Genomic DNA, 22,016 nt, shown 5'->3' with positions numbered 1-22,016 from the left:
TTCTGTTAAGTCTAGTACTTAATTATACCAAATTTTTTAGTGGACCGTCTGTTCCGCCACAAATTGGAGGAACTTTTCACTCGCCGGCGCTAGTTGCATATTTTTGCGCCAGGCCAGCAAATGGCCGGACGTTTTTTCCGGAGAGAACGGGACAAACGCCAAACGGGGATCATGATACTTTTTGTACACCCCATAAATGCCAAAATGATAATACTTGCCAGACAAGACCAACCGTTGAGCATTGGCCGGTAAATTGATTTGGATCCGCCAATCCAGCTTGTTGGGGTCTAAGTGCATCAGATCAGTAATATCATCCCGCACGATACTCCGCCGTCCAACAATCAATGGCAACTGGTAAAGGTCATGAGCCATAATCTGATGGCGCTTGGCCAGTGGATCATCCGCCCGCATGATCAGCCCCCACCGTTCACGGGTCGGCAGAGTGAAATAATTATACTTCGCCGCTTCCACCGGTTCAATCAACGCCACTAAATCGCAGAGGCCCTGATCAAGGCGTCCCCGCAAGGTATCACCATCGCCATCAAAGATATTAAAGCGGACGTTGGGATATTGGTCCTGAAAGGCAGCCACCTGGTCCATCAGAAAATCGGCCACCACGCTCTCCACCATGCCGAGGTTGATCATGCCCGATAGCTGGTGGCCAACGGTCGACAGTTGTTGCTCAGTTTGGTCCAGAAGGTTCAAAATGGCCTGGGCCCGTTCTTGAAACAGGGCCCCCGCCTGGTTAAGCCGCATTTGGCGCTTTTCACGGTCAAACAGCGGCACCCCGACTTCCTTTTCTAACTCCATAATTTGCCGGGATAACGTCGGTTGGGTAATATGGAGCTTTTCCGCCGCCTTGGTAATATTATTGAGTTTGGCGACTTCCAAAAAGTACTTGAGAACCCGAGTCTCCATTGTCATCATTCCCTTCTCAATCATTATAACAGTTCATGCATTATTTGTATGAAGCAAGATTATAAATAGGCATTTCACATTGTTAGTCGTGCTTCCTATAATGAATTCAACAAATCAAATTGGAGGAATGCAAAATGGCTAAAAATGAAAATGAAGTAAAAAATGACCTCTTTGGCTTTGGTGATAAAAACGTTGCCTTCGCCAAGTACTTTATCGGTACCAGCTACCTCAATGGTTTAGTAGGCACTGATGACAATATCGACGTTAATGTTGCTAACGTCAACTTTGAACCAGGGTGCCGGAATGACTGGCATATTCACCACGATGGCTTCCAAATTCTCTTAGTGACTGCCGGTGAAGGCTGGTACCAAGAAGAAGGCAAGAAGCCACAACTGCTACACCCCGGCGATGTCGTAGCCATTCATGAAGGTGTCAAGCACTGGCACGGTGCCACCAAGGATTCCTGGTTCTCCCACATTGCGATTACCAAGGGAACTAGTGAATGGCTCGAAAAAGTCGATGACGATTACTACAACACCTTAGGTTAATTCAAGGAGGTTTTCAAAATGGTTGAAAAACAAACTGCTGGTCGTGACAACTTGGGTGAATTTGCGCCGAAGTTTGCTGAACTCAACGATGATGTCTTATTTGGGGAGGTTTGGTCCCGGGAAAAAGAACTTTCCCCACGTGACTGGAGCATGATTACCGTCTCCGCCTTAATCACCAAGCAAGCCTTTGAACAATTACCGGCTCACATGAAGTTGGCCAAGAAACACGGGGTCACCAAAGACGAAATCGTCGAAGTCATTACCCACCTGGCCTTCTACGTTGGTTGGCCAAATGCCTGGTCCGCATTTAACATTGCTAAGCAGATCTGGACCGATTAATTGAAAACGCAGTGAAAATAAAAAAAACTGATGTGTAACGCGAGAAGCGTTGGCACATCAGTTTTTTATTTAGTCGTCAAAGACGATCACCGGTTTGATAACTTTACCGCCAGTGAAGTCATCAAAGGCCTGGTTAATTTGATCAGCCGGGTAGAATTTCATTAACTTGTCGACTGGGAACTTGCCCTTCTTGAAGTATTTAACCATCGATGGAATGAATAGTTGTGGAATCGCGTCCCCTTCAATCAGGCCAATTACCTGCTTTGATTCACCCATGATATCCATCCCTGTTAAATCGAGTTGCCCAGCAATCCCGATTAAGTAGAGTTTGCCATCAGTTCCCAGGGCGTGCAGCAAGTTCGTAATCAGTGGGGCATATCCGATTGAGTCCACTGCGTAATCAAGGCCGTCAGGCACAATTCCCCGGAGGGCCTGTTCGACATCGTCAACCTTCGCCGTGTTGATCACATCCGTCGCGCCAAGTTCCTTGGCCACAGCTAACTTATCATCATGACGATCAATTACGACCAAGTGATCTGGGTTATAGAGGTTGGCCGCCATTACTGCAGCTAAACCAACCCCACCGGCACCAGTAATCACAATGGTGCTATCAAACTCCGGCTTAACGCTATTAAAGATCGTCCCGGCCCCGGTTTGGAAGCCACAGCCCAGCGAGCCGAGGTACTTTAGATCGACGTCTGGGGCAACCTTCACGACATTATGCTCGTCCGCCACAATGTGGTCAGCTAGCGACGATTGACCAAAGAAGGTGCTGATGTCTTCACCGTCTAACGTATGGAGGCGGTGAGTGCCATCGTAGTTGGCCCCACCAAAGCAGAGTTCATTCAAATGGATGCACTTGGCTGGATGGCCAGACAAACAATTTTTACAATGACCACAGTAGCCAAAGGAAACCACCACGTGATCCCCTGGTTTGACAGAGGTCACGGTGCTGCCGACCCTTTCAACAATGCCGGCACCCTCGTGACCCAAGGCCACCGGGTACGGGGTCATCCCCATGTCCCGACCAGCCACGTCGGTATGACAAATCCCCGTGGCGACCGTCTTAATCAAGACCTCATTGGGCTTTGGATCATCCAGGATGACCTCTTCAACCGTGATTGGGGTACCCTGCTGTTTGGCAATCGTTGCTTTAATTTTCATCTCTTTTGTCCTCCCTTAAGCATGTTCAACAGTTGTGATCATCTGTATCTTTAATTTTAACAGATCCCACTCTGCCTGCAAATGCTCCTTACAAGCGATCTTTCCAGTAATTAATTAGTTCCGCCAATTGACCATAAGAAAAGCGATCGACACAGGAGAAAACGGTTCACCATCCTCACGCCTGCCGGTCGCTTATGTTACGTCATTGATTTTAGTTTTGCGTCAGCATTTCGTAAACGTAGCTGATTTCCTTCGGACGGTAAACCCCATGCAAGGTCCCGACCCGGGTAAAGCCACTCTTGGTAATCAAGTGTTGCATGGCCTTGTTGTCTTCGTGGGTATCAATCCGGATGGATTGGATATCAGTACGGTTAGTCTTAATATAGTTAATGACCTCTTCAAATAATTTAGAAGCGTAGCCCTTCCCCGCATGATCAGAGTGAATTGCTAAACGGTGAATAGTCAGGTAGGCATCTGTCTCCATCAACCATCCCCCATCAAGTTCATCGTAGGCGTGGTCAGGCGCTGGAAGGATCGTAATCGTCCCCACCGTCTCGTCATCAGCAGAGTGCACAAGGTAGGCATAGCCATTTTGCACATCTTCTTTGACATGTTCAGGGTTAGGGTAATCACCTTGCCATTGGTCAATCCCCTTTTCTGCCAATTGGTTACTACCATCTTTTAAAATTGCGATAATCTGATCGTAATCTTTTAATTGCGCTTTTTCAATGTGCATCATGCAACCTTCTTTCTTGTATTTGAATTTAATCACAGTAAACTATTTTACCGAAGAAAATTCAAAATCGCAAACTTCTAACAAAAAGTAAATAAGATTATAATAAAATTGTAAAAATTACCAAGAATTTCAGGGAGAATAAAATGGAATTAACCGTCTACCAACTTTACCATAAAATGCTGCACCGCATGGGTCCCACTGGCTGGTGGCCCGCCGATTCTAAAAATGAAATCATTTGTGGAGCCATTTTAATCCAAAACACCAATTCAACGAATGCTGAACGGGCCGTCGAAAATCTCCGCCAAGCCACTAACTTTGCTGGCGCAGTTTTGGCCCAGCTAGACTTGACAAAATTACAGGAGTTAGTGCGGCCGGCAGGCTTCTTTAAGAATAAGAGCCGCGCGATTCACGAATTCTTCCGATGGTACCAAAAATTTGACTTTATTGACCAGGCAGTGACGGCTCGTTATGGAAGCCAGCTCCGCGCCACCCTTCTGAAACTGCGTGGCATCGGCAATGAAACCGCCGATGTCCTCCGCACCTACGTGTTCGAGCAACCAGTCTTCGTCAGTGATAAGTACGCACGAACCCTCTTCACCCATTTAGGAGTGACCGGGTTAGCTGACTACCAATCCTTGGCGAAGCAATACCAATTCGGTCCTGAATTTTCAGTGCCCGATGCCCAGGAATTCCACGGGTTAATTGATGAATTCGGTAAACAGTATTTCCGTGGTCAAGACCGCTTTAGTGCGAGTTTTCTCGCTGGGGATACTCTAAAGCTGCAATAGGCGGCCTGCCATCTGGAAATATTGTTTGTAGAGTCCAGTCAACCGGCCGTGATTAACATTCGGTAGCCACGGTTTATCCCTGCCACAATAGTGAAGGATGACGGTATGTTTGATCACCCAATCAAGGGTCCATTTACCGATGGAGATCGTTTCATAAATCCGCAAGTTCCGCGTATCTAAATTATAGAGCTGGTCCGGGACGCTCCGCACGGCTCTCCCGTACAGGGCATTGAATACGTCTTGGTCAGGCAAAAGCAAAACGTGGTCCTGAATGTACTTAAAAATATCAGCCGGCTTAACCCGGTGACGAATCTCATCGAGGTTCATCAAGAGCACTCCCGAATTGTAGTAACCATCCGCATCGAAATTTTGGAGCCGAATTTTATTAATGACTTCGGTCGCATTCGTTAAGTTGGTGTGAATCGCCGAAGCATATAGATATCCGGTTAAGTCAAGTTCATACAACGATTGGAGATCATTGATACAAAGCAAATCAGCATCCAAGTAAAGGATCCGGTGTAGGTCTTTCGGTAAGTATAAATGGGCTAATAGACGGTAATAAATTGTTTTCGGGTAGCGGTCAGTAACCGGGGCGTCCGCAAAGGCGTCATCTGGGATCACTACTGGATGGTAATTCATCCCTAGTTTCGAACACCCTTGTTCGAGCTCTTGGTCGTGCTGGAAGGTTGAAGTGACGATGACATAGACATCAACGTCAGCCACTTGAGTATTTAAATGAATGGAATATAGGACCGTCAATAATTGACGATAAAAACGGTCATCAATCGAAAATAGTAAGTTCATCGTTACTCCTCCTATCGAAGATATTATACCGAAGGGGTTGCGATTAATGAAGACATGATTTACCCTTAATTCTAATAATGATGAGAGGAACGGTTTGCACATATGGAACCAGCAGCACAGTTAGATGCTGTCAAACATTACACAATTCAAAAATTAGGCACTGACCTTACCGGCCACGGCCTGGACCACATTCGGCGAGTCGTCAAAATGACCAAACGAATTGCGCAGGAAGAACCTGTCGATGAATTTACAGCCGTCGTTGCAGCATACTTGCATGACACGATTGATGAAAAATTGGTCATGAATGTCAAAGAAGCGCAGGACGAACTCCGGGAATTTTTGCGAAAAATTGACTTTACCCAAGATCAAATCACGACCATCATGGAGATCATCACCCAGATGTCCTTTGCCAAAACCCTCGATGGTGACCGACCAACCCTTTCCGCCGAGGGTCAAGTCGTCCAAGACGCCGATTGGCTTGATGCCATTGGTGGAATTGGCATCGTTCGCGCCATCTACTTCGGTGGTAAACATGGTGAACGCATTTACGATCCTACGATTAAGCCCCGTGAACAATTATCGCGGCAAGATTACCGCGACCTGAGTCACGAAACCATCATTAACCACTTTTACGAAAAATTACTGAAGATCAAAGGCTTGTTAAATACTGCCACGGCAAAGAAAATTGCGGAACATCGCCAACAGGTGATGTTGGACTTTCTGGATGAATTTAAACAGGAATGGGATTCCAACGCATAATGAATAAGGAGATTGGCGATCGCCAATCTCCTTATTCATTTTTATTACTGTCTGGTTCTTGAGGTTCTTCCGTAAAGTGCCGCACGAGTAAGGTTGCTGGTGGCAACAATAAACAGACTAGGAGACCACCTAACAGCGCCGCAGGAACACTCACCCGTAAGATGGTCACAAAATCGTCCCACTGTCCCGTTGCTAACATCGCTTGCACTGCCACGATCACCAACATGCCAACTAATTGGCACGCTCCAGCAATCAAGCCAAAATTAATCGCCTGGGTGTGGGTAAAGTGAAGGTCCAGCCGTGAATGCCACTTAAGTACCAGTGACACAGCCACCAGCGCAAATAACACGGGCACCGCTGTCCACCATTCGTTCACGTTGCCGAGCATCATACTGATGGTCCATAAAATAAAGGTCCCATAACTCAACGGCAGGTCAACCGCGACTGCAACTGCCAAGACCACTACCCCCGCAATTTGGACATTGAGCGTCCCTGTTGGCAGCGGATAGCGCCACTGAACAAAGCCCAGAACAATTGCCAGGATCGTTAAGCCGATCCACCAACTCCACTTTTTCATTATAACGACTTCTTTCTCGTGTCTTGCATCCAGCCCAGCGCTAAGGCACCTTGGCCAAGGTGGACCCCAATGACGGGGCCAAAGTAGGAAAGTTCAAAATCAATGTCAGGATGGCGCTCTTGGAGCTCATCCAGCCACTTTTGGCCAGCTTCTTCAGCGGCCGCATGGAAGACGTAAGCCCGCACCGGGTAAGCGGTTTTGGCCAATGTTTCATCAAAGATTTGTTCAACCCGTTGCTTCGCCCGCTTCATGGAACGGACTTTTTCAAAAGCTTCAATCGCGTGGTTGGGGTTGTCAAAGGACAAAAGCGGCTTAATACGTAGGATTGACCCCACAAATGCCGACGCGTTGGATAAACGACCACCGCGGACCAAGTTTTGTAAATCGTCCACGACAAAGTCATCGTGAATAGTCGCGCGTAACTGGGTTAATTTATCAATAATGGTATCAACGTCATCCCCCTGTTCCACCAAGGTGGCCGCTTCAATCGCCAACTGCCCCATTAACTTCACCGTAATTTGGGAATCAAATGGCACAATTCGGATCGTATCCTTCATCTGGTCAGCTAACAACTGAATGTTGTTGATAAATCCAGAAATACTGGACGCCAAGTGGATACTGATGACGGCTTCGTAGCCTTCGTCAGCCAATTGTTGGTAGATCTCCATCATCTCACCAATTGGCGGTTGCGAGGTGCTCGGGAAAGTTTTCGACGTCTTCAGTTCACGATAAAAGTCATCAGTCGAGATATCGACACCTTCTTGGTAGTCCTTTCCATCAATGGTAAATGGAATCGGGACCACCTTAATGTTATAATCCGCTACTTCCTTTGCGGTTAGGTAAGCTGTACTGTCGGTAACTACCGCAATCTTCATGATGTTCCTCCGTCTGAATCAATAATAAATAATCAAAATTGAATAATTGCAATTTGGTATTTTAGTTCAATAATACAAACAAAATACCATATCTGCCTTAAGATGACAATCACTATTTAGCTTACCCTGTTTTACTAGCCACGTCAAAGAAGGTATAATTTACATTAAACGCTAAAAATCAAAGGAGGTCTTTTCCAATGGCTTTTGACGGTTTCTTTACCCACGCCATGGTTAAAGAATTAAATGAGCTATTAAGCTCGGGGCGGGTCGTCCGGGTCAACCAACCCTATCCCGCTGAAATGATCATGGTGGTTCGTGCTCACCGCCACAACTATTCGCTCCTGGTCTCCGCTAATCCGGCTTACCCGCGGATCCAAATTACTGAAATTCCGTACCAAAATCCGGCTGTACCAAGTAATTTTGCGATGACCATGCGCAAATACCTAGAAGGCGCACTCGTGGAATCCGTAGAACAAGTCGACAATGATCGGATTGTCAAAATCAACTTTACGAACCGCGACGAGCTGGGCGATAACCAACGCTTAATTATGTACATCGAGATTATGGCCCGGCATAGTAACCTTTCCCTAGTCAGTGGCGCGACTGGTAAAATTATCGATACCATCAAGCACGTTGGCTCGGACCAAAATCGGGTCCGGGTCTTACTCCCTGGGGCCCCGTTCGTGATGCCACCCAAGCAAAAACGGACCAACCCCTACCTACCAAATCAAAAATATTCCGACTTGGTACGGCAATTTAAGGACTCGCCAGCGGCAGAAGCCGATTTAGCCCACGCTTTGCAACAAACTTACCAGGGGTTGGCGGGGCAAACGGCCCAAGAATTCGCGGCAGACCTGCTAGCTGCGGACAATTTACCGACTGCTTACGCCAGTTTTTTGCGCCACTTTGACCAGCCAGAACCGGTCATCATTACTAACGAACGGGGCAAAACCAGTTTTGCGGCTTTCCCGCCACTAACGAGTCAGGACAACCAATTGCAAAAATTTGCCACGCTTAGCGAAATGCTAGACGCCTTCTACGCCCAAAAAGCCGAAAATGACCGCACCAAGGAATTGGCCGGCCAAGTACTCAAAGTCGTCAAAAACGAGCTAAAAAAAGATCAGCGGAAGGTTAAGAAACTTCACCAGCAATTAGATGATGCGGCAGAAGCCGATTATTACCGGATCCGCGGCGAAATCTTAACGACTTACATGGGGAAAGTCAAAGCGGGCATGAAATCCATCACTTTGCCAAACTTCTACGATAATAACGAACCATTAACAATCCAGTTAGCTCCAGAATTATCACCATCCAAAAACGCCCAAAAGTACTTTACCAAGTATGACAAGCTTAAGGCTTCCGTGGCGTACGTTAACGAACAACTCAAATTAACCCAGGATGAAATTGATTACTTTGAAAATATCCTGAATCAAATTGACTTAGCTTCACCAGCTGATGTTCAAGATATTCGCGTGGAACTGCAGGAGCAAGGTTACATTAAAAACCGGCAAAAAGGTAAAAAGAAACGCAAGATCCGGGCAAGTAAGCCGGAAACCTTCCACACTTCTGATGGCACCACCGTGCTGGTCGGCAAGAACAACCTGCAAAATGATCGGTTAAGCTTTAAGACGGCGAATAAGAATGAGTACTGGCTCCACGTCAAGGACATGCCCGGCTCCCACGTGATTGTCCGGAGCACGGACCCGTCCGATGAAACATTGCTTGAGGCTGCTCAATTAGCGGCCTACTTCTCCAAGGGACGGGACTCGGATCATGTACCAGTCGACTATCTGCAAGTTAAGCAACTCCATAAACCGAACGGGGCTAAGCCTGGTTTCGTAACGTTCAGAGGGCAAAAGACTTTGAGCGTGACGCCTAAATTACTACCAAACTAAAACAAGACCAGCGATGCGATTTTCGCATTAGCTGGTCTTGTTGTTATTCGATAAATTGCATTTCTGCGCCCATCACTTTCAACGCCGTTGGTGGTTCACGAATCTGCAAAGCGTTGAACGGGAAAATCGCCCGGTAAAGGGCCGTCCGCGAAATTGGCTCATTCTGCATTGATTCTTGGAGCAGCTTCCCACTAAATTTGTTAATGGCCAGCCGGGCAATGACTGCCGGCAAATCCAGCTGGAGTACCTTGGACAAAAAGGCAATGTCAGTCGCAGGTAATGGCCTCGTCATCTCAACGTGATAATCTCCAAGGGCGTCCCCACTCAGAAGCACCTGATACAATCCCGGTGTCGTCAAACCACGCACGGTTTGTTCACCTAAGTCCGTGACTTTTTTGACCGCTGCCCCCTTTAAGGTCGTGGGGTAACGCTTGGCCACCGTCCGGTAACTGAGCTCATCATCCCCCTGCAAGGCGGCTGTCGTCCCCAAAGGATAGACATATTGGCCATCGAACAAGGCATTGTATTCTAGCAACGGCTCGGTGCTGACGACATCCTCCAACTGGTCGTCCGTTGGCAAACTAATCAATTTAAGCTGATCACCGTACTGATTGTGAAAGCGTTCGAGCAGCTCACTTTCATTAGAAGAAATCAGCACCGCCACAGGATGTTCAATCCGAATGATATCAGCAATCGTTTCAATTACCAATGGTTCAACGTACCGTTTGTCCGTAAAAAGTCCGGACATCGTTGGTGAACTTGGGTTGTCATTGACAAAAATGGTCCGGTAACCGTGGATCTTTAATTCGTCCATCACTTTGGCGACTACATAGTCATTGGCATTCCCATTACCAAGCCGCCGGGGACCACTACCAATGACCAAAATCGAATGATCACCTTCCGGCAGACTTTCGTTAGTCAATTCGAAGGTGGAATAAAAACTCTTCGTGTGTTGGTCAAATTCGCCAGCCGACGGGTCGACTTCCTTGAAAGTGCGGTTAATTTGGTGTTGCTGTCGGAGGTCCGCGATTTGTGAATCATCAACACCCCACCATTCAGCAACCTTACTGTCACCAATTCCCCAATACTTGGCTTTTTTGAGAACAGCTGGGCTCTTTTGTAACTTTTGAATTTCCTGTTGCATCGCGACCAGGCGCTTTAATTGAGCTAAGTAGTAAAAGTCAATTTTTGTAAGCTCAGTAAGTTCTTTTTCAGAATACCCCCGTCGAATGGCTTCGATCAAGGAATAGAGGCGGTCACCCTGCGGGTGGATTAATAACTGGTCTAACTGACCATCACTAATCCCTTGAATTAATTTTACCTGGCCATTGTGCCAACCAAGTTGGTAATCAGCCACGGCCTTAATCAGCGCTTCAATCAGACTACGTCCAATCCCAATGGTACTCCCCACCGACTTTTTCTGGGTGCCCAGTTTTTGATTATCAATCTGCAGTTGTTCAAAGGGAAAAACTGGTAACCGTACGGCAGTCCGGTCCATTACCGGTTCGGTCACTGCTGTATGCTTCATCAAGCCATGATCCAAGCGAATGTTGCGCAGTAGTTCACCTGCATAAAGGTGACCAACCACCCGACTAATCGGGTAACCAGTGGCGATTTCCGTAAAGGTCGCAATCCGATCAAAGTAAGGACTGTTTTTAATCACGTAGTAGCGGTCCTGTTGTTCGTCAAAGGCAAATTGGACGTGGTTAATACCAACAATCCGTAATTTCCGTGTCAAAGCGAAGGCCATATTGCGCATATCTTGAACTTGCCGGTCCAACAGAGTTTGAGATGGCAAGACCGTAATGGAATCACCAGCGTGAATCCCGATCGGATCAACGTCTTCGAGCATGCCCAATAACATCATCGTCCCTGAGGCATCCCGCATCACGAGAGCCTCAATTTCCTTTAAACCAGCCAGGCTCTGTTGTACCAATACCTGCCCACTACGGGAAAGTTCAATTCCCCGGCTCACTGCCTGTTGTAATTCATCTGGATCTTGGACAATTCGCCGCATCCGTAACGACCGGGGTAAAACAGGCCGCACCACCACTGGAAAACCCACTTTCCGAGCCACTTCCAGAGCATCCTGGTAGTTAGCCACGGTAGCAATTTTCTTAGTTGGCGCTTTCAGGCGGCGCAAGGTTTGGTTCAATAGTACCGGATTGTTGACCTGGCGAATGGTCGATTCTGGTACCCCGGCAATTTTGATGTCATGTTCAGTCAATGAACCAGATTCACTCACCGTTTGCAACAACTCAAAGGCTCGCCGACCACCGAGAGTGGGCACAATCATTGTCGGGTGATACTGATCGATTAAATCAAGAATACTCTTCGCCGTCAACGGTAAGACATGCGGGTAATTAATCGCCCGCGACGTATCCAAAGCAGTTGAGAACGGGTTATCATCGACCAGGATCGTTTCATAACCGGCATGCTGGAGGGTAGCACCAATTTCGAGGGTGGCAAAGTCGAGTTCACCCCCTTGTTGGAGGTTGTCGCTCCCGGCACCGATAATTAAAGCTTTTGGTTTCTCAGTCAAATTGATCACCTCGCTGTTGATCCATGAGGTCCATAAATTCGTCAAAGAGTGGATCAGTCTCATCCGGTCCCGGAGCACCACCGGGGAAAAATTGCACGGAAAAAGCTGGGTACTTACGATGGCGCAGCCCCTGAACACTGTTATCTAACAGGTCGACGTATGTAACAAAGAGCTTACTCCGATCCACACTTTCCCGTTCAACTTCATAACCAACGCTTTGACTCGCGTACACAATTTGGTCAGTAATGATTTCTTTAATTGGGTGGTTCATCCCATGGTGTTCAACTGGCAGCCGTGTGACATTCGCACCGTTTGCCATGGCAAACAGCTCGTGCCCCAGCCCAATTGCCAGGCACGGTACGTGTTGCTCCACTTCTTGGATCATGGCAAGAACGGACTTTTTAAGGCTGCGCGGATCACCCGGTCCACTGGAGAAAACGACCCCGTCCGGGTCCAAACGCAGAATTTGTTCCGCAGTTGACGTATACGGCAACACGGTGACATTACACCGCCGGCGCGATAATTCCCGTAGCGTCCCGTTCTTCAAGCCGAAATCGACGACCACCACCGTTTTACCCACATCAGGGTTTGGATATGGTTTAGGCGTTGCAACTTGCGCTACTTGTTGGTTCGTTAACACGGTCGCGTGTAACTGGTCAAAAGCGTGATCATCCGGAACCGGAACAATACTACCGCGGATTGGTCCATCCGCTGACCGGATCTTCTTCACGAGTGCACGAGTGTCCACATTCTTAATGCCAGGAATGTTCATTTGTTCAAGATAGTGTGCCAAGCTCTGCCGTTGGTGGTCGTCAAAGGCTGCAAGGTCCCTAACAATGACCCCCTTGGCCGCCGGCACAATCGATTCGTAAATGTTCCGATGAATCGAAACGTTACCGATGTTGGGCTGGGTAAAGACAATCAGTTCATTATCATAGATTGGATTCGTAATAATTTCCTGATAACCTGCCATGCTCGTGTTAAACACGACTTCCCCAAACGTGACTGCGGGGGCACCAAAGCCTTCACCAGCATAAACTGAACCATCTTCTAAAATTAAATATCGGGCTGCCATTCAGCTCCACCTTCTGTTCAATAATTGATTAACCTTGTTTTACAGCATCCATCTGGTCCAAATATTTAAGCATTTGGTCAAACCAGGTTGGTAATGGTGCTTCAAAGACCATTTCTTGACCGGTAACTGGATGTTTGAAGCCGAGTAAACGCGCATGTAAGTACTGCCCATTCCCCTTGAGGGTCTTACGGGGCCCGTAAAGCGGATCACCCGCCAAAGGGTGCCCAATATACTTCATATGGACCCTGATTTGGTGAGTACGTCCCGTTTCTAGTTGGCAGGCGACCAATGTGTAATGCTGGTAGCGTTTCAGAACCTTAAAATGGGTCACCGCGTGACGGCCATCCGCCACCACCGCCTGTTTTTTTCGGTCTTTCGGTGAACGGCCCAATGGGGCGTCAATCGTGCCGCGCTCCTCTTTAATGACCCCATGCACTAAAGCCACGTACTCCCGCTGAGTGGTTTTGGCCTTTAACTGTGCCGCCAGTGAACGATGGGCCTGGTCATTTTTTGCCACCATCAGGAGTCCCGATGTATCCTTATCAATCCGGTGAACAATTCCTGGTCGATATTCGCCATTGATGTGGGACAACGGGGAATGATAAAGGAGAGCGTTCACCAACGTATGGTTCGGGTGCCCTACTGACGGGTGCACGACCATCCCCTGCGGCTTGTTAACCACCAGAACGTCATCATCTTCATAGACAATGTCGAGGGGGATCTTCTCGGGTGCCAAATCAATCTTGGTGGGTTGTTCAGGAATAATGTGCACTTGATCACCAACCTGCAGCTGGTACTTGGGCTTCACCGTTTCTCCATTGACCGTAATGTTACCGTCCGTAACCCACTTTTTGAGTTGAGAACGGGAAATTTCAGGCAAGGCACCGGCTAGTTCTTTGTCAATCCGTCCCGTGAGTGAATCATCGATTGTCAAATCAGTTGGTTGATTGAGTGCCATGTTCGTCCTCATCCTTTTCAAGTAACACAATTAAAATCAAAACAATGACCCCAACGGTCAAGCAGACGTCCGCAACGTTGAAGACCGGAAAATTGATGGGTAACAGTTCAAACATATCAATCACGTAGCCAAAACGGAGCCGGTCAAGAAAGTTACCAATGGTCCCGGCGAAGATAAAACTCAGGGCGAGTTCCACCCAACCATGGCCAGCAAAACGATGCATTAAATAGATTAACACCACGATGGCAATCACCGTCACGATCGCAAAAAACCACTGTTTGCCTTCCAGAAGTGACCAGGCTGCCCCGTCATTTTCCAGATTTGTGAGCCCTAATAAGCCCGGAACTAATGTCCGAAAACCATTATGAGAAATATGATTGCTAACCCACTGCTTGACAAGTTGGTCACAGGCCACCAGAACAACGATTAGAATTAAGTTGTACACCCAACCTGTCCTATGCTTCATCGTCATCTAAGACCCCGTTGGTTTGGAAAAGGTGCTTAATAGAACGCAGTGAACGCTGGGTAAACGAGAACGTCATCACTTCACCATGAACAGTGATTGTCAACGTGTGCTTCGTAAAGAGTGGTTGGCGGACATCCTTCAAGGGAATGCTCAGGTATTCCTTTACTAGCAGACGATTAAACACAAGCTTGCTGGGCGAAACGACAACGGTTCGCCGAAAAATTTGTAGGATCGCCAAGATCAAAAAGACTGCAATAAAGGTGGCCGTTACCCATTGAAAATGGGTGATTTCAAATGCGATAATAATCCCAATGATTAAAATGATGAACGTCCAACTCCAGTCAATAATGGCCGTTGTCAAATCAGGTTGATAAAAAAAGCGTTTTTGTTCTTCCATGCCGTTCTCCTTATAAATTGTGAGGCTGATTTATGATTAAAATTTATACTGATGCAGCAACAAAAAGTAATCCGGGTCCCACCGGACTGGGAGTATTGATCATTGTCGATCATCACCAAATCCAACTCACCGACCACGCTCACGACATCAGCAATCACACTGGTGAATTTCTTGCTGCGCAATTGGGCTTTGAATACCTTGCCCACAACTATTCTGCCGACGAAGTGGTGTTGTTTTATACCGACAGTCGCCTGCTCAGTGATGCCATTGGTAAAAACTATGCGAAGCATTATCAAGACCAACTAGCAAAGCTGGTGGCCACAATGAATCACTTTAGCACTGTCATCACCCAATGGGTCCCTGAAAGTCAAAACCATGGTGCTCACCATCTCGCTAATCAGGCCCTCCATCAAATTGAATAACCATCACCTAGTATAACAAAAAGCGTCCGGAATAAGGACAATTTTAAATTTTTTTCATAAATGAAATGGCCCCGATGCTGGTTTGATTCAACATTGGGGCTTGAATTTATTTTTCGCCTTGCAGAGCCGCTAATTTAGCGTAATACCCATGTTGGGCCATCAATTGTTCGTGCGTCCCCCGCTCAATGATCTGGCCATCCCGGAGTACCAGAATCTGGTTAGCGTTCCGGATGGTTGATAACCGGTGAGCGATCGCAATTGTGGTTTGTTTAGTACTAATTTGCGCTAAGCTTTCCGTCACTAACTGCTCAGTTTGTGAATCAATATTGGCCGTCGCCTCATCCATAATCAAAATTTCCGGATGACGATACATCGTGCGCGCAAAAGAAATCAACTGACGCTGGCCGACTGACAAGTTACTGCCCCCCTCATCTAGTTGCGTATCGTACTTGGCTGGCAGTTGTTCAATGAATGGCGCAGCATTAACCAGCTCCGCCGCCTGATGAACTTGCTGGCGGTCCTGGTGACGATCAAACATTGCAATGTTATGCGCAATCGTCCCATAAAACATGTAGGGTTCTTGAACCACCAGGCCGATTTTACGGCGCAGTTCGGCCAATGGGTAATCCCGGATATCCTGACCGTCGATTAAAATTTCACCAGACTGAAATTCATAAAATCGCATCAGCAGATTGATAATCGAACTTTTCCCACTGCCAGTATGGCCAACCAAGGCAACCATTTCACCCGGATGAACAGTAAAGGAAATATCTTTGAGCACCGGTTTAGCGGGGTCATAGCCAAAGGTCACGTGGCGAAATTCAATTTTCCCCGCGGTGATTGTTAATTGCCGATTTCTTTGAACTGGTTGCGTAGATGGTTGGTCAATCAAACCATAGATCCGCTGTCCAGCGACAATCCCTTCCTGAAAATAAGACATATTTTGCATCACACTGGTCAGGGGGTTAAAGAAGTTTTGTTGGTAAGCGACAAAGGCATAGACAACCCCGGCCGCGACCGTGGTGTGGGCACTTTGCCAGCCAAAATATCCTAACGTTGCCGTTTCGGCAAGGATGAACATCAAACTAACCACCGGTGAGAGGAGAAATGAATCAAAAACAATTAACCGACTGCGGGAGTTGAAATAACGTTGATTAACCTTCGCAAACGCACCGTTCAGACGATGTTCTTGAGCAAATTGCTGAATCACTTCAATGCCATTGATCGCTTCATTCAAGCGGGTATTAATGTCACTCAAGGTTGCCCGGGCACGCTGATAAACCGGGACACTCACCCGTTGGTAAACAAAGACTAACGCGATGATGAGCAGCAACAGACCTGCAGTGATCCAAGCTAATAATTGGCTCACCATCACCATGGCGACAAACGCTGACACTAACCCAGCGACGGCAACGATGAGATTCAAAATCAAGTTCCAGAAATTATAAAGGGTTTTAGTATCGTTGGTCACCCGCGAAACAATTTCACCCACCGGGGTTTGGTCAAAGTAACTCATCCCCATGGTTTGCAGTTTGGCAAACAAGTGGGCCCGAATTCGTTCCAAAGTGGCTTCTGAGCCGACCGCAAAACTGTATGCCTGGCCAAACTGCATCAACGCCTTTAGAACGGTCACCACGAAATAAACCAGGACAAAGCCACTAATTACCTGGACGGTCGCTGTCGCGTGCCGTAAATAATGATCAATGAAGAACTGGACCATTCTTGGCAAGACCAAGTTAACGACACTCACCAGAATAGCCATGACAATGGCAAGCGCAAATTGCCACCAAAACGGTCGGGCATCCTTCAGGAGACGACGCAAGACCTTTGTTTGTGATAATGATTTATTCATTGAGGTCCTCCTCCAATCGTTGTTGCCGTTCCTGAGCATGTAAGGTGTCACTGAACCAGCCTGGTTGTTGAGCTAATTCGGCCGGTCGGCCCTGTTGGGCAATCGTACCATCGTCAATCACGAGGACCCAATCCGCGTTTTGAACGGCGCTGAGCCGACTGGAAACGAGAATCACAGACTGGTCCCGATGATTTCTCAAGTTCTGTTCAATCTCCGTCGCTGTCTGGGCATCGACTGCTGACAGGGGGTCATCCAAAATCAAGAGTGGCGCCGCCTTCATCAAGGCTCGTCCCAGCGCTACCCGCTGCTTTTGACCACCGGAGAGGGAGACCCCGTGTTGGCCAACTTGGGTCTGGTATTGATCCGGCATTTGTTGAATATCATTAGCCACCGCCGCTTCTTGTGCAGATTTTTGAACGGCGGCCAACGACGCTGACGGATCGTGGAATCGCAGGTTATTTTGAATGGTGGTGGAAAAAAGGAAGTTCGTTTGGGAAACGTAACTGATGGCAGTTAAGTATTTGGCATGCGGCAATTCACGAATTTCATGTCGGCCCAACGAAATTTTTCCTTCATAACTATCAAAATCGCGCACCAGGAGGCGGAGAAGGGTTGACTTACCACCACCAGTCGGGCCAACAATTCCCACCATTTCGCCGGGTTTGACTTGAAACTGAATATTAGAAAGTGTCGGCCGCTGATTACTTGGATACGTAAATTGGTCAATGTTGACTTTCAAGGTCGCTGGCGTTGCTAACTGAAGACCAGCAATTCCCGATTGCCATTGATTCTGTTCGTTCAATAAACGTTGAATGCGGTCATAACTGGCGCGACCACGTTCCAAGGTATTAAAAAGCGTTCCAATAGCAAATAATGGCCAGACCAGTTCACCAAGGTAGGTCATCATCGTGACTAACTGACCGATTGTGAGTTGCTGATGGCTCACCATAAGGCCACCGACCCCAATTGCAATCACGTAGGCTAACCCCATTATCAAGGTCGTGGCTGGATTAAAGAGGGCATCCCAGAAGTAAGCCCGCTTATTGGCCTGATAGGTTTTGTCAACATACCGGTTAAAATCTTGCTGGTCGGCTTGAGACTGCCCTAACGACTTCAACACTCGAATGCCACTGACACTTTCCTGAGTCTTATTATTTAAATTACCAAAGGCTGCTTGCGCTGCCCCATATGATTCATGAATTTTATTTCCCAATCGGTTGGAGAGCACGACCAACAGCGGTAATGGTAGCAAGGTCAAAATAGTCAACCGCCAGCTAACAAACATCCCCATCGCCAAAATCATGGAGCCACCAGTGATGAGTGAATCCGCAAGGGTTAGAATACCGTAACTAGCCACCTCACGGACAGCCTCAACGTCATTGGTTGCGTGAGCCATCAAATCACCAATCCGCCACCGCTGGTAAAAACTGGGGTCCATGGAAAGGTAATGTGCAAACAATTTGCCACGGAGCTGGCGTTCAAGTACATAGGAACTGCCATAAATGTACTTTTGCCAGGCAAACCGTAACAGGTATTGAGCAATTGCGGCCACCAGCATAATGGTAATCCACCCCGTTAAAGCATGTGCGGTCACGCGGTGAGCACTAATGGCGTCAACGACATCCCCAATAATTCGCGCCGGAATGACATTACAAATGGCGACCAAGATTAGGGCCACCACGCCCGCAACGTACTGTTTCCATTGTTGCTTAAAAAACCAACTTAATTGTCGAAAGATTTTCATGCCGGCCCTCCTCAATAGACATAGAAAGCGCGTCACGACCTAGTTCTTGACGGCCGTCACGCACCCTTTGCAAAACTATTTTTGCTGCCATTCTTCAATTCCACGTGCAAAGCGGTCCATCCCACTCAGCACCAGTTTGGTTGAACAGGCCACGTTAATCCGGAGGAAGTGATTGCCATCGCCCCCGTAAATGGAACCTGCCGACAGAATCAACCCCGTCTTCTCACGGATAAATGCTGCCAACTTGGCAGAGTCGTCAGTCAGTCGGCTGACGTCTAACCACATCAAGTATGTCGCCTCACCCGGCACGACCGTTACTGAATCAGCAAGCTGATCTCGGACAAAGTTCGTTACCAATTCCCGATTTTCCTGAATGTATGCCAATACTTGCTGCAACCATTCTTGCCCCTTTTCGTAGGCCGCAATGGTGGCTGGGATCGCCAGTAAATTCGGTTCCGCTAATTCTTCGCTATTTAGTCCACGACTGACTTGGGCCCGGAGATTAGCGTTCGGCACAATTACGGTTGCTGCATGCAGCGCCGCAACATTAAAGGTCTTGCTTGGTGAAACGGCAACTTCTACGTTTTGAATTAATTCGTCAGGAAGGCTAAACATCGGCACGTATCCCGTCTCATTAAAGGTAAAATCACCATGAATCTCATCACTAAAGATCGTCACGTGGTATTGCCGACAAAGCTTGGCTAACCGAATTAATTGATCACGGCTCCAGATAATCCCCAAAGGATTGTGGGGGTTGCAAAGGATCATCAAATTCGTCAGTGGGTTGGCTAATTTTTGCTCTAAGTCGTCCCAATCAATCGAATAAGTATGATTTTCGGCATCGTAAACGAGATCACTCGACAGAACGTGGCGACCACTGTTGACAATCGAGTTGTAAAAAATGTTATAAACCGGGGCTTGCACGAGAACGTTGTCGCCAAGCGAGGTCAGCCGCCGCACAGCAGAGGAAATGGCCGGCACGACCCCCGTTGTAAAAATCATCCAATCCGTCTTGGGCCGGCAACCGTGCTGATGTTCGTACCAGTCAGCGACGGCGTTAAAATATTCATCCGGGATATCTTCGTAGCCAAAGGCCCCCAAGTTCAATTTCGCTTGCATTGCTTGAATAATTGCCGGGCTGGTTTTAAAGTCCATATCCGCAATCGTCATTGGCAATTCATCATCTTGAACTGCCCATTTAACAGAGTTGGTACCACGCCGATCAACTGCTTCAGGAAAGTCAGTCATAATCTATTACTCCTTTTTATCTTGGGTAATTACCGTTTGTGAATGATCAATCTCTGGATCATCCAAAATAATTTCACCAATTGATTTAGCATGAATGCGTCCACTAATTGGGTTCTTCACACTCATCACATCAGTAGTGATGTCCGCATCAATGTTCTTACAGTATTCGAATGCGAGGTCGGTCCGCAGGACTTTGCAGTTCACTAACTTAACCCCATCGAGGTAACAAAGTCCCTGGTCGCTTTCGATCGTGCAATTGATTAAGGTCAAGTTCTTGGTGTTCCAAGCCAAGTATTCACCACTGATCTTCGAATCATAAATCGTTACATTTTCGCAATTCCAAAAGGCGTCCTTAGACACGAAACGTGAATTGTGCACTTCAATATTCTTGCCACCATCAAAACAATAATTGCCAATTAAATCTAAGTTATCAATTCGCAAGTTAGAACTATTCATCCCAAAGTAATCGCCACGGGCCTGAACGTTTTGAATTTTGACGTCATCACAAGTCCACAGTGTTTCATCCGCGTCGGAAAAGTAGACATTGTTCAGCGTGACGTCATGACAGCGCCGAAAAAGCTTTGGTGCTTGTAAGTCCGAATCTTGAATTGCAATGTGATCAGTATACCAGATTCCGGACCGCGACATTGTTTCAAAAATCGTATCTTTGACATCAATATTTTTTGAATACCAGAGTGGGTACTTCCAAGTGAAAACTACCCCAGAAAGTTTCAGGTCATGGCTCTCCTTTAACGGTGATTCTCCTTGACCAAAGGTGGTATCAATAATTTCAGCATCGTGTTCTTTAAATAATGGCCGTTCGCCATCAAAATAGCCTTCGTTAATTTGTTTCATTTTTTCATTCCCCTTAATATTCTATCTTAAAGTAAGTAATATTTAAATTTAGTATATGCCTTTTAGGGAAGTAAGTTAAATAGAAATTACTAATTGTTATCCATTCATTTTAGTAATGGAACTCTCCACTGGCTTTGCTTATAATATAAGCAAAGTAAGTGGAGGGATAATCATGCAGTTTATTAATATCCAAAACGAACGCTTATCAACGATTGGGATCGGCAGTGCCGCACTCAGTGGCGATCGCCACGCTGAACAAGAAGCCATTCGCTATGGCCTCAGCAATGGCATTAACGTAATTGACACGGCGGAAAGTTATGGCGATAGTGAAGCAATCATTGGTGGTGCCCTAAAGGGAATCCCCCGTGATCAATACTTTTTGATTTCTAAATTTCTTCCCCAACACGCCACCCCTGATTTAATGCGCCGAAGTCTCGAAGGTAGTTTACGCCGGCTCGGCGTTGATTACCTCGATCTTTACCTTCTACACTGGCGGGAAAACGCTAATTTAATCACCACGGTTGCGGAACTGGAAAAGTTTAAACAGGCTGGTCTCATTCGGCATTGGGGAGTCTCCAATTTTGATACCCAGGATATGGAAGACCTGCTAACAGTTCCTGACGGTGATCACGTTTTTGCCAACGAGGACTTATATAATTTGACCAGCCGCGGCGTTGAATATGACTTGTTGCCATGGCAACAGGAACGCCAGATTTGCTTTCTCAGTTACTCCCCCTTCCATGCCGTCGGTTGGAACTTCATCAAACCGGCTACGACAGTCAAGGAGATTGCCCATGAACACGGTGTCACACCACAACAGGTCATGCTCGCGTGGCTGTTGCGTAATCATAACGTCTTGCCACTACCAAAAGCTGGGCAAATTAGCCACGTTCAGGCCAATATTGCAGCCGTTGATTTAGTACTTCTGCCCGCTGACTTAAGCCGGCTCAACACTGCCTATCCCGCGCCAACTCATAAGGTCCCACTAGATAAAATTTAATATGCTCCAGCTAACAAAACCCTTGAGATGTCAATGATCTCAAGGGTTTTGTTA

The 22,016-nt window shown here is 47.2% G+C and carries 22 protein-coding genes; 7 read left to right on the top strand and 15 right to left on the bottom strand.

Features of this window, described 5'->3' with window-relative positions:
* Positions 1–36: 36 nt before the first annotated feature.
* The gene (locus NFR43_RS03160; RefSeq protein ID WP_251547072.1) at positions 37–918 is read right to left on the bottom strand and encodes a LysR family transcriptional regulator; all 882 of its coding nucleotides are present in this window, start codon (positions 916–918) and stop codon (positions 37–39) included.
* A 134-nt stretch (positions 919–1,052) separates the two neighbouring features.
* On the opposite strand from NFR43_RS03160, the gene NFR43_RS03155 reads away from it, so the two are divergent.
* The gene (locus tag NFR43_RS03155; protein WP_251546429.1) at positions 1,053–1,466 is read left to right on the top strand and encodes a cupin domain-containing protein; all 414 of its coding nucleotides are present in this window, start codon (positions 1,053–1,055) and stop codon (positions 1,464–1,466) included.
* A gap of 18 nt (positions 1,467–1,484) precedes the next feature.
* Positions 1,485–1,805 (top strand): carboxymuconolactone decarboxylase family protein, encoded by a 321-nt coding sequence (locus NFR43_RS03150; protein ID WP_251546428.1) that lies wholly within the window; start codon positions 1,485–1,487, stop codon positions 1,803–1,805.
* 69 nt (positions 1,806–1,874) lie between these two features.
* Here NFR43_RS03150 and NFR43_RS03145 read toward each other — a convergent pair whose 3' ends face one another.
* Both NFR43_RS03145 and NFR43_RS03140 read right to left on the bottom strand, forming a co-directional pair.
* Positions 1,875–2,969 (bottom strand): NAD(P)-dependent alcohol dehydrogenase, encoded by a 1,095-nt coding sequence (locus NFR43_RS03145; RefSeq protein ID WP_251546427.1) that lies wholly within the window; start codon positions 2,967–2,969, stop codon positions 1,875–1,877.
* A gap of 211 nt (positions 2,970–3,180) precedes the next feature.
* Positions 3,181–3,705, bottom strand: coding sequence for a GNAT family N-acetyltransferase (locus NFR43_RS03140; protein ID WP_251546426.1), 525 nt, complete (start codon positions 3,703–3,705; stop codon positions 3,181–3,183).
* A gap of 143 nt (positions 3,706–3,848) precedes the next feature.
* On the opposite strand from NFR43_RS03140, the gene NFR43_RS03135 reads away from it, so the two are divergent.
* Positions 3,849–4,493, top strand: coding sequence for an endonuclease III domain-containing protein (locus tag NFR43_RS03135; protein ID WP_251546425.1), 645 nt, complete (start codon positions 3,849–3,851; stop codon positions 4,491–4,493).
* Here NFR43_RS03135 and NFR43_RS03130 read toward each other — a convergent pair.
* On the bottom strand, positions 4,479–5,297 hold the full coding sequence (locus tag NFR43_RS03130) for a glycosyltransferase family 8 protein (RefSeq protein WP_251546423.1): 819 nt from the start codon (positions 5,295–5,297) through the stop codon (positions 4,479–4,481). The genes NFR43_RS03135 and NFR43_RS03130 overlap by 15 nt on opposite strands.
* Positions 5,298–5,399: 102 nt before the next feature.
* Here NFR43_RS03130 and NFR43_RS03125 point away from each other — a divergent pair, with 102 nt between their 5' ends.
* Positions 5,400–6,056, top strand: a complete 657-nt coding sequence (locus NFR43_RS03125; protein WP_251546421.1) for an HD domain-containing protein — start codon at positions 5,400–5,402, stop codon at positions 6,054–6,056.
* Positions 6,057–6,087: 31 nt separating this feature from the next.
* Here NFR43_RS03125 and NFR43_RS03120 read toward each other — a convergent pair whose 3' ends face one another.
* Entirely contained in the window at positions 6,088–6,633 is a 546-nt protein-coding gene (locus NFR43_RS03120) for a hypothetical protein (RefSeq protein WP_251546419.1), read from the bottom strand.
* The gene (locus NFR43_RS03115) at positions 6,633–7,508 is read right to left on the bottom strand and encodes a DegV family protein (RefSeq protein ID WP_251546417.1); all 876 of its coding nucleotides are present in this window, start codon (positions 7,506–7,508) and stop codon (positions 6,633–6,635) included. Before NFR43_RS03115 ends, NFR43_RS03120 begins: the two co-directional genes overlap by 1 nt.
* A 197-nt stretch (positions 7,509–7,705) precedes the next feature.
* On the opposite strand from NFR43_RS03115, the gene NFR43_RS03110 reads away from it, so the two are divergent.
* A complete protein-coding gene (locus NFR43_RS03110) occupies positions 7,706–9,403 on the top strand; it encodes an NFACT RNA binding domain-containing protein (RefSeq protein WP_251546415.1) in 1,698 nt (565 codons plus the stop codon).
* A gap of 43 nt (positions 9,404–9,446) precedes the next feature.
* Here the strand turns inward: NFR43_RS03110 and NFR43_RS03105 are convergent, their stop codons facing one another.
* From NFR43_RS03105 to NFR43_RS03085, 5 genes are read right to left on the bottom strand one after another with little or no spacing between them, the layout of a single operon-like run.
* Positions 9,447–11,945 (bottom strand): carbamoyl phosphate synthase preATP-grasp domain-containing protein, encoded by a 2,499-nt coding sequence (locus NFR43_RS03105; protein WP_251546413.1) that lies wholly within the window; start codon positions 11,943–11,945, stop codon positions 9,447–9,449.
* Entirely contained in the window at positions 11,938–13,020 is a 1,083-nt protein-coding gene (locus tag NFR43_RS03100) for a carbamoyl phosphate synthase small subunit (RefSeq protein ID WP_251546411.1), read from the bottom strand. Before NFR43_RS03100 ends, NFR43_RS03105 begins: the two co-directional genes overlap by 8 nt.
* Before the next feature lie 28 nt (positions 13,021–13,048).
* A complete protein-coding gene (locus NFR43_RS03095) occupies positions 13,049–13,978 on the bottom strand; it encodes an RluA family pseudouridine synthase (protein ID WP_251546409.1) in 930 nt (309 codons plus the stop codon).
* Positions 13,956–14,444 (bottom strand): signal peptidase II, encoded by a 489-nt coding sequence (lspA, locus tag NFR43_RS03090; protein ID WP_251547070.1) that lies wholly within the window; start codon positions 14,442–14,444, stop codon positions 13,956–13,958. The genes NFR43_RS03095 and lspA overlap by 23 nt, the downstream gene beginning before the upstream one ends.
* Complete coding sequence (locus tag NFR43_RS03085; protein ID WP_251546407.1) at positions 14,434–14,841, bottom strand: EbsA family protein; 408 nt, start codon at positions 14,839–14,841, stop codon at positions 14,434–14,436. Before NFR43_RS03085 ends, lspA begins: the two co-directional genes overlap by 11 nt.
* A gap of 32 nt (positions 14,842–14,873) precedes the next feature.
* Here NFR43_RS03085 and NFR43_RS03080 point away from each other — a divergent pair, with 32 nt between their 5' ends.
* Positions 14,874–15,263, top strand: coding sequence for a ribonuclease HI family protein (locus NFR43_RS03080; RefSeq protein ID WP_251546405.1), 390 nt, complete (start codon positions 14,874–14,876; stop codon positions 15,261–15,263).
* A gap of 106 nt (positions 15,264–15,369) precedes the next feature.
* Here NFR43_RS03080 and NFR43_RS03075 read toward each other — a convergent pair whose 3' ends face one another.
* The 4 genes from NFR43_RS03075 to NFR43_RS03060 form a co-directional block, all read right to left on the bottom strand.
* Positions 15,370–17,115: an ABC transporter ATP-binding protein gene (locus NFR43_RS03075; RefSeq protein ID WP_251546404.1), complete on the bottom strand. Its 1,746-nt coding sequence runs from the start codon at positions 17,113–17,115 to the stop codon at positions 15,370–15,372.
* A complete protein-coding gene (locus NFR43_RS03070; RefSeq protein ID WP_251546403.1) occupies positions 17,108–18,859 on the bottom strand; it encodes an ABC transporter ATP-binding protein in 1,752 nt (583 codons plus the stop codon). Before NFR43_RS03070 ends, NFR43_RS03075 begins: the two co-directional genes overlap by 8 nt.
* A 75-nt stretch (positions 18,860–18,934) precedes the next feature.
* A complete protein-coding gene (locus tag NFR43_RS03065; RefSeq protein WP_251546402.1) occupies positions 18,935–20,107 on the bottom strand; it encodes a MalY/PatB family protein in 1,173 nt (390 codons plus the stop codon).
* Positions 20,108–20,113: 6 nt separating this feature from the next.
* Positions 20,114–20,962, bottom strand: a complete 849-nt coding sequence (locus NFR43_RS03060; protein ID WP_251546401.1) for a DUF3737 family protein — start codon at positions 20,960–20,962, stop codon at positions 20,114–20,116.
* Between the two features lie 172 nt (positions 20,963–21,134).
* On the opposite strand from NFR43_RS03060, the gene NFR43_RS03055 reads away from it, so the two are divergent.
* Entirely contained in the window at positions 21,135–21,962 is an 828-nt protein-coding gene (locus NFR43_RS03055) for an aldo/keto reductase (protein WP_407658130.1), read from the top strand.
* Positions 21,963–22,016 lie beyond the last annotated feature (54 nt).

The sequence above is a fragment of the Limosilactobacillus caecicola genome, assembly GCF_943192935.1.
Lineage (GTDB): Bacteria > Bacillota > Bacilli > Lactobacillales > Lactobacillaceae > Limosilactobacillus > Limosilactobacillus caecicola.
The sequence above is the reverse complement of the archived record's forward strand: the minus strand, read 5'-3'. Positions and strand labels throughout refer to the sequence as shown.